This window comes from Bacillus salacetis (genome assembly GCF_003581585.1).
Lineage (GTDB): Bacteria > Bacillota > Bacilli > Bacillales > Bacillaceae_B > Rossellomorea > Rossellomorea salacetis.
The window spans coordinates 45,988-53,109 of record NZ_QXIR01000037.1 but is presented as its reverse complement, the minus strand read 5'-3'; the positions used below and the strand labels follow the sequence as shown (position 1 = coordinate 53,109).

The window sequence follows — 7,122 nt, the reverse complement described above, 5'->3', positions numbered from 1 at the left end:
GATATATCCGCAGAATCGCTGATAAATTTTAAAAACCGCCGATAAACAACCCGAAATCGTCGTTAGCCAAAAATACTGACCCACCTCACTCCAAAACAAAAAAATAATTCCTTAGACACCCGAAATTAAGTATAATCGTAATGTACTTTAACTTTTAAACTATCGAAATGAGGTGTCCACCTATGATCAAGCGTTTTTTCAGCTATTACCGTCCTCATAAAAAGCTGTTTTACATAGACTTTTTCTGTGCCATGCTTGTCGGGCTTCTGGAACTCGGCTTTCCGCTGGCGGTATCATGGTTCATTGATGAACTTCTGCCGAAAGGAAACTGGGCCACCATTACGGCAGTGAGCGCGGGGCTCTTGACGCTGTATGTGATGAGCTCGGGAATGCAGTTTGTCGTGAACTACTGGGGGCATAAACTGGGAATCAACATTGAAACCGATATGCGCCGTGAACTGTTCAACCATGTCCAGCGGCAGTCTTTCCGTTTCTTTGATAATACGAAAACCGGCCATATCATGAGCCGCATCACGAATGACTTGATGGATATCGGGGAGCTTGCCCACCATGGGCCGGAAGACTTCTTCATTGCCATCATGACCTTCATCGGTGCGTTCTGGATCATGCTCACCATCAATGTGAAGCTGGCACTTGTCGCCATCATCATCGTTCCGTTCCTGATCTGGCTGATTTCCTATTCCAACATTAAGATGAATGCAGCCTGGACGAAGATGTACGGAAATATCGCCGATGTCAATGCCCGTGTCGAAGACAGCGTATCGGGAGCACGCGTTGTCCAATCTTTTACAAATGAAGAATATGAAAAAAAGCGTTTCAACGTCAACAACATGTTCTTCCGTAAATCGAAGCTGCAGGCTTACAAGGTGATGAGCTGGAACTTGTCGGGAATCTATATCACGACAAGGCTGATGACACTGGCCATCCTCGTGTACGGAGCGTGGCTCAGCTTTACAGGGGAGTTATCGTATGGCGAACTTGTCGCCTTCATTCTGTACCTAAATGCTTTATTCAAGCCGATTGATAAAATCAGTGCCCTCCTGGAGCTGTATCCAAAAGGAATGGCAGGATTCAAGAGATTCTCTGAATTGATGGAAATGGAGCCGGACATCGAGAACAGGCCGGATGCCATAGAAGTGCCGGCTTTAAGAGGGGATATCCGCTTCAAGGATGTCAGCTTCGGCTATGAAAACAACCGTACGATCCTGAATGACATGTCCTTTTCTATCCAAGCTGGCACAACTGTTGCGTTTGTAGGGCCATCAGGAGCCGGAAAAACAACAATTTGTTCATTGATCCCCCGTTTTTATGATGTGGAAGCAGGGGCTGTCACCGTAGACGGGATGGATATCCGCGATATGACCAAAGAGTCGCTGAGGGCCAATATCGGAATTGTTCAGCAGGATGTGTTTTTATTCACCGGTACACTCCGCGAGAACATTGCTTATGGAAAGCTGGGGGCCGGCCAGGAAGAGATTGAAGAAGCAGTGCGGAAAGCGCACCTGACGGAATTGATTGCATCACTGCCTGACGGGTATGACACACAGATCGGGGAAAGGGGACTCAAGCTTTCCGGAGGACAGAAGCAGAGGCTGGCGATTGCCCGGATGTTCCTGAAGGACCCGGCGATCCTGATTCTGGATGAAGCAACCTCGGCACTTGATACCGAAACAGAATCCATCATCCAGGAGGCGTTGAATGACCTGTCCAAAGACCGAACGACGCTGATCATCGCCCACCGTCTGGCAACGATCAAAAAAGCCGACAGGATCATGGTCATCACCGAAAACGGGATTGCAGAAGACGGTTCACATGCCGAATTATTGTCACACGAAAATGGGATATTTGCAAAACTGCATGCCCATCAGCATTAAAAAGAAGCCCGCTATCCCAATGAGGATAGCGGGCCTTGTTATTCGACAAAAACCGGGTTGTGACAGGCACGCCACGAGAACCCGGGTAGTGATTGTCACAAAATCTTCGGGGCCCTGCGGTGTTCCGTTCCCTGCTCAAATCCATAAGCGATTTCAATCAAGGCCGGTTCACTGAATGCTCCTCCGGTAAAGGTGATTTCTATCGGTTCTCCTTCTGGTGTGAAGCCGGCTGGCACTGTGATGGACGGGTATCCGGCTTTGGCAGGGATCATGGCGCCGAAGTTGTTCGGGAATACGATGGCATCGAGTCCATGTTCTTTCATCACAGCATCTATCCCATTGGTCTTGGAAAGGTATTGATCCTTTTCCAGACTCTTCAGATAGACCGGGTCTGTCAGGCCACTGGTTTCTTCTGATTCCTCCAATACCCTCTGGCCATACTTCAAGGCGTCTTCGCCGATTTCATTATTCGAACGGATGATATCGCTGAGGGTCCGGACGCCCACAGATGGATCCACCGTTTTTAAATAAGCATTAACCCCTGATTTGAATTCGTACAGAAGCACATTGATATCCCAATCTGCCTCTGTGGATGGAATTTCGACAGAATCGATCACTTCGGCTCCCAATTCCCCCAATTTCTCCACAGCAGCATTCATGATCTCCAGCTTGGACTCATCCAGGTAATCGAAATACGTGCTGCGGGCAATGCCGATTTTCTTTCCAGAAAGTCCGTTTGCCAGCAGGTGGTCAGTGAAGTCCGTTTCCACTAGCTCATTCGCTGCGGTTACCGCGTCTTTTCCATCCACACCCTGCAGTGCCTGAAGCAGGTGAACCGCGTCTGTTACAGTCCGGGCTATAGGGCCGGCGGTGTCCTGAGTGTGGGAAATCGGGATGACCCCCGTCCGGCTGATTAATCCGACGGTCGGTTTGATTCCGACCAGCGAATTTTGGCTTGCCGGGCTCAGAATGGAGCCGGACGTTTCTGTACCCACCGATACAACTGCGAGGTTGGCGGCGATGGCCGCAGCTGAACCGGCACTTGAGCCGCCGACCATGAAATCTGCATCATAGGGATTCAATACCTGCCCGCCTCTGGAACTGTATCCTGTCGGCATTTCTTCTCCCATGAAGTTGGCCCACTCGGTCAAGTTGGTTTTTCCAAGAATGACCGCTCCAGCTTCCCGAAGTTTTTTTACAAGAAAAGCATCATCCTCAGCATAGTGTTCCGAAAGCACCATCGAACCAGCACTTGTATGCATGCTGTCCCCTGTGTCAATATTGTCTTTCAGTAGCACAGGAATCCCGTGGAGCGGGCCACGGCTCCCTTTTGTTCTTCTTTCGTAATCAAGGCTTGCAGCAATATGAAGTGCATCGGGATTGGTTTCAATGATTGAATTGATGGCAGGGCCCGACTGATCAAGCTCCGCAATCCTGTCGAAATACATCAAGACAAGGTCCTGTGATGTGATCTCATTGTTATGTAACTTTTTCTGGATATCGCCGATACCTGCTTCGATAAGCCAGTCTTTCTTTAGTCCTTCCAGTTTTGGATTCAGCATGGTGTTGGTTCCTTTCTTTAATTAAGGCTGTTTTGGTTGGATTACTGCTTTCGAAAAAATCCTCTATGCAGGATTTTCCCCTTCGAGCTTGGGGTTTATCTATGCACAGGAAACAGCTCTTTTCTTTCCTGTGTACCTCATGCCGGAATATTTTCGAATTTGTATCATACAGCAAAAAGTACAAGAAAAGAGCCTTATATTAAAAACCTATAACAATAGTATACTATTTATGGAAATCCAATCCCTTTTTTAAGATTACAATAATATTTTTTTGCAATCCCGGGTATAAAAGGTATACACCAACATACACGGGAGGACACATAATGAAATGGAAAGGCAGAAGAGGAAGTTCTAATGTGGAGGACCGCCGCGGGATGGGGGGCAAGGCCATTGCGGCAGGCGGGGGTATAGGAGGGATCATCCTTGTCCTTCTATTCACGTTTCTTGGCGGAGATCCCGGAGCCCTGCTGAACGGTTTTGGAGGGACGGGTACAGAAACCAGCGAGCCTTATCAGGCAACACAGCAGGAAGAAGAACTTGCTGATTTTGTATCGGTCGTTCTTGCAGATACGGAGGAAGTGTGGTCGGGGATATTTGAAGAGCAGGGAAAGACATACAAGGAGCCGGCCCTTGTCCTATATACTGATAGTGTCCAATCAGCATGCGGCACGTCCAGCTCGGCAGTGGGCCCGTTCTACTGTCCGGGAGATCAGAAGCTTTATATTGACTTGAGTTTTTATAATGAACTACAGCAAAAATTCAAGGCACCGGGTGACTTTGCGATGGCTTATGTGATTGCCCATGAGGTCGGTCACCATGTACAGACATTGCTGGGCACCAGTGATGAAGTCATGCCGCTCCGAAATCGATTGAGTGAGGAGGAATTCAATAAATACCTTGTCCGGTTTGAACTGCAGGCAGATTACTATGCAGGGGTCTGGGCGAATCATGCACAAGGGCTGGACCTGCTTGAGGAAGGGGACCTGGAGGAAGCCTTGACGGCAGCAAGTGCGGTGGGAGATGACACCATCCAGAAAAGAGCTGGAGGATATGCGGTCCCGGAGAGCTTCACCCATGGAACCTCGGAGCAAAGAAAGACATGGTTCTATAAAGGCTTTGAAAACGGCACAATCGAAGGCGGCGACACGTTCAAAGGTATGCAGTTATAGAAAAAGTCCCGCAGGTGGTCCTGCGGGACTTTTTGGCAGAGGTTTGTGGACTTTGTACAGGCATGTGGAGATGTGCCAGCCACGCGAAATCCTATCCTCCGGGAGTCATTTCCTATGGCTCTTTTCGTAAACTTTGTTGCTATTCAATATAAATTTCAACTATTATCCTGATATTTCGTCATAAAAACCCCGGTGAGAAGGAAAGAAAAGAGCTGCTCGTTCTTTTTCGGGGGTGAAACCCTTGTATACAGGGGAAAAATCCCTCGCCTGGGATTTTTCCAAAAGCAACAATATATGAGAAAACAGCCTTTCCTGTTAACGTGCGTTAGGGAATACTCTTCTTGTCATTTCACTGAACTCTTCAAACAATCCTTTTACAGGCTTTCCGTTCTGAAGGTCATTTCCATAATCCTTCATTCTCTTTACGAAATCGGGGTTGGAAGAGACGTACACATTATTGATATCCTTGTCTGTATCTTTCACAGCTTTGGCGACTTTTTGTTCAATATCCTTTGTTACTTCCCCTTTTGCATTATCCTCCATCACAACAGCAACAAAAGCATTATTCTCTGTCACGATGACATTTGCGTCCCGGACTTCTTTTAATTCATTGACCTTGCTGGCGGCTTTTTCAGCTTCCTCCATTGTCTGCTGTCCATTGTTGTCGCCATTGCCGTCCAGCATTCCGTTGTCGCCGTTGTTCATGTAATTTCCGTCATTCCCGTTATTATAGCCTACATTCCGTGTCTGGAGATTATTATCATCTGCTCCATTTCCGCTGTCAGCCATACCGCAGCCGGCAAGTAAAGATAATCCAGTCAAAACAGTGAAGATCATTTTAAGGTTCTTCATATCTTTTACCTCCAAATCATATTTAGGTTCAAAGATAGAATTTGCCGACTGGAAAAAAACTATACATAAAATTTCAATTTATTAAACCTGTTCTGAAGTTTGCTGGCTCCGCTGAGTTCTGTACCATTGCGAACATAAAAGAAAAACAATGAACAAGTCGATGGCATCACCGCCGTAATACATTAAAAGGGCTCCTGCCTCAGCTTCTGCGGAAAAAACTCCTGAAGGGGGATTGCCGTAAAGATATTTTGCTAAAATGCTATGGCTCGCCAAAGCGAGGACCAATGCTGTGGAACGATAAACAAATGACGTCTTATGCGGAGAGGGGCCGATGGCAAGCATGGATTCCGTAAAAAGTAAACCTGCCAGGAAAATGTGGATATGAATGAAGACAAATAGCAGCAAGTGCTGGTGCATAGCGTGATAAAGGCCGGTTGTATAAAGGACCCATAGTCCTCCCATATTCAGAAGCGAAGCCGCAAACGGATCGGCCAGTATCTTGGCAGGCGTGCTTTTTAAAAGAGAAGAAACCTGCCTGGCCATTTTCACATTCATTGACCTCAATACCAGTGTGACAGGAGCGGACAGAGCAATCAGGAGGGGAGCAAGCATTCCCAGCAGGAGATGAGCTGCCATATGAAAGGTGAAACTGGAATGGGCTCTTTCAGCAACCGGGCCCGATACCGAGAAAAAAATACAGCAGATACCGGCTATCCAAAGCGAGGTCCGGTATACTGGCCATTGACGGTAACTTCGGTTTGAAATCATGACTGCCGAAACATAGATCAAAATAGCGGATGCAGCCCCCGCCTGCATCCACAAGCTTCCTGTTCCTGCTGCTTCCATATGGGCATGGTCAGCTGTCATATGTATTCTCCCTTGCTCTTTTTCCAGTTTTAATGGTCAGTATGATTCCGATCATCAGCAGAATGGCGGCACTGATATTCCAGACCCAATCATATACCCACAAATTATCCACATAGCGGATTTGATGGATCCTCATGGCTTTGTGCTGGATCGTGCCATCGTAGAGCTGAAAGCCGCCGCTTCCCAGAAGCATCCCGCCCCACCATCTTTTCAGCCAGAATGCTCTCCTCCGGCGGAGATCGGCCAGCATGAACAACCCTGCAATCGTGGCAAACCAGCTGAAAGCGTGGAACAGGCCATCTGAGACGAGTCCGATTGCCGTTGTGGATTTATCATAAAAATGGTGCCAGTGAAGAAGCTGGTGAAATATAGTCTCATCAACAAAGGCGGCAAGCCCGAGACCGAAGAATATCCCTGATACAAGGTTTCTTGATAAAAAGGAATGTTTCATTGTAACCTCCTTGAACTATGTCTTTCCATTTTATCCAAAATTCATCGGTATTATCTTTTTCTGAAGTTACAAAGTAAATACCATGATTACTGTGAAATAAACCCATGTTGAACTATTTGGAATTCTCTTTTCGTAAACTTTGTTGCTATTCAATATAACTTTCAACTAATATTCTGGTATTTCGTCGTAAAAACCCCGGTGAGAAGGAAAGAAAAGAGCTGCTCGTTCTTTTTCGAGAGTAAAACCTTTGTATACAGGGGGAAAATCCGGCACCTGAAATTTTTCCGAAAGCAGCAATATATGCGAAAACAGCCATTTGGAAAGAG

The 7,122-nt window shown here is 47.0% G+C and carries 6 protein-coding genes; 2 read left to right on the top strand and 4 right to left on the bottom strand.

Features of this window, described 5'->3' with window-relative positions:
* The first annotated feature begins 182 nt into the window (after positions 1–182).
* Complete coding sequence (locus D3H55_RS20240; RefSeq protein ID WP_119549117.1) at positions 183–1,895, top strand: ABC transporter ATP-binding protein; 1,713 nt, start codon at positions 183–185, stop codon at positions 1,893–1,895.
* 95 nt (positions 1,896–1,990) lie between these two features.
* On the opposite strand, the gene D3H55_RS20235 is transcribed toward D3H55_RS20240, so the two are convergent.
* Complete coding sequence (locus D3H55_RS20235) at positions 1,991–3,457, bottom strand: amidase (RefSeq protein ID WP_119549116.1); 1,467 nt, start codon at positions 3,455–3,457, stop codon at positions 1,991–1,993.
* Positions 3,458–3,780: 323 nt separating this feature from the next.
* Here D3H55_RS20235 and ypfJ point away from each other — a divergent pair, with 323 nt between their 5' ends.
* On the top strand, positions 3,781–4,626 hold the full coding sequence (gene ypfJ / locus D3H55_RS20230; RefSeq protein ID WP_119549115.1) for a KPN_02809 family neutral zinc metallopeptidase: 846 nt from the start codon (positions 3,781–3,783) through the stop codon (positions 4,624–4,626).
* A gap of 315 nt (positions 4,627–4,941) precedes the next feature.
* Here ypfJ and D3H55_RS20225 read toward each other — a convergent pair whose 3' ends face one another.
* From D3H55_RS20225 to D3H55_RS20215, 3 genes are all read right to left on the bottom strand, one after another.
* Positions 4,942–5,478: a YhcN/YlaJ family sporulation lipoprotein gene (locus D3H55_RS20225; RefSeq protein ID WP_119549114.1), complete on the bottom strand. Its 537-nt coding sequence runs from the start codon at positions 5,476–5,478 to the stop codon at positions 4,942–4,944.
* 81 nt (positions 5,479–5,559) lie between these two features.
* Entirely contained in the window at positions 5,560–6,345 is a 786-nt protein-coding gene (locus tag D3H55_RS20220) for a cytochrome c oxidase assembly protein (RefSeq protein WP_240628702.1), read from the bottom strand.
* Positions 6,335–6,796, bottom strand: coding sequence for a DUF2243 domain-containing protein (locus D3H55_RS20215; RefSeq protein WP_119549113.1), 462 nt, complete (start codon positions 6,794–6,796; stop codon positions 6,335–6,337). The genes D3H55_RS20220 and D3H55_RS20215 overlap by 11 nt, the downstream gene beginning before the upstream one ends.
* Positions 6,797–7,122: the final 326 nt, after the last annotated feature.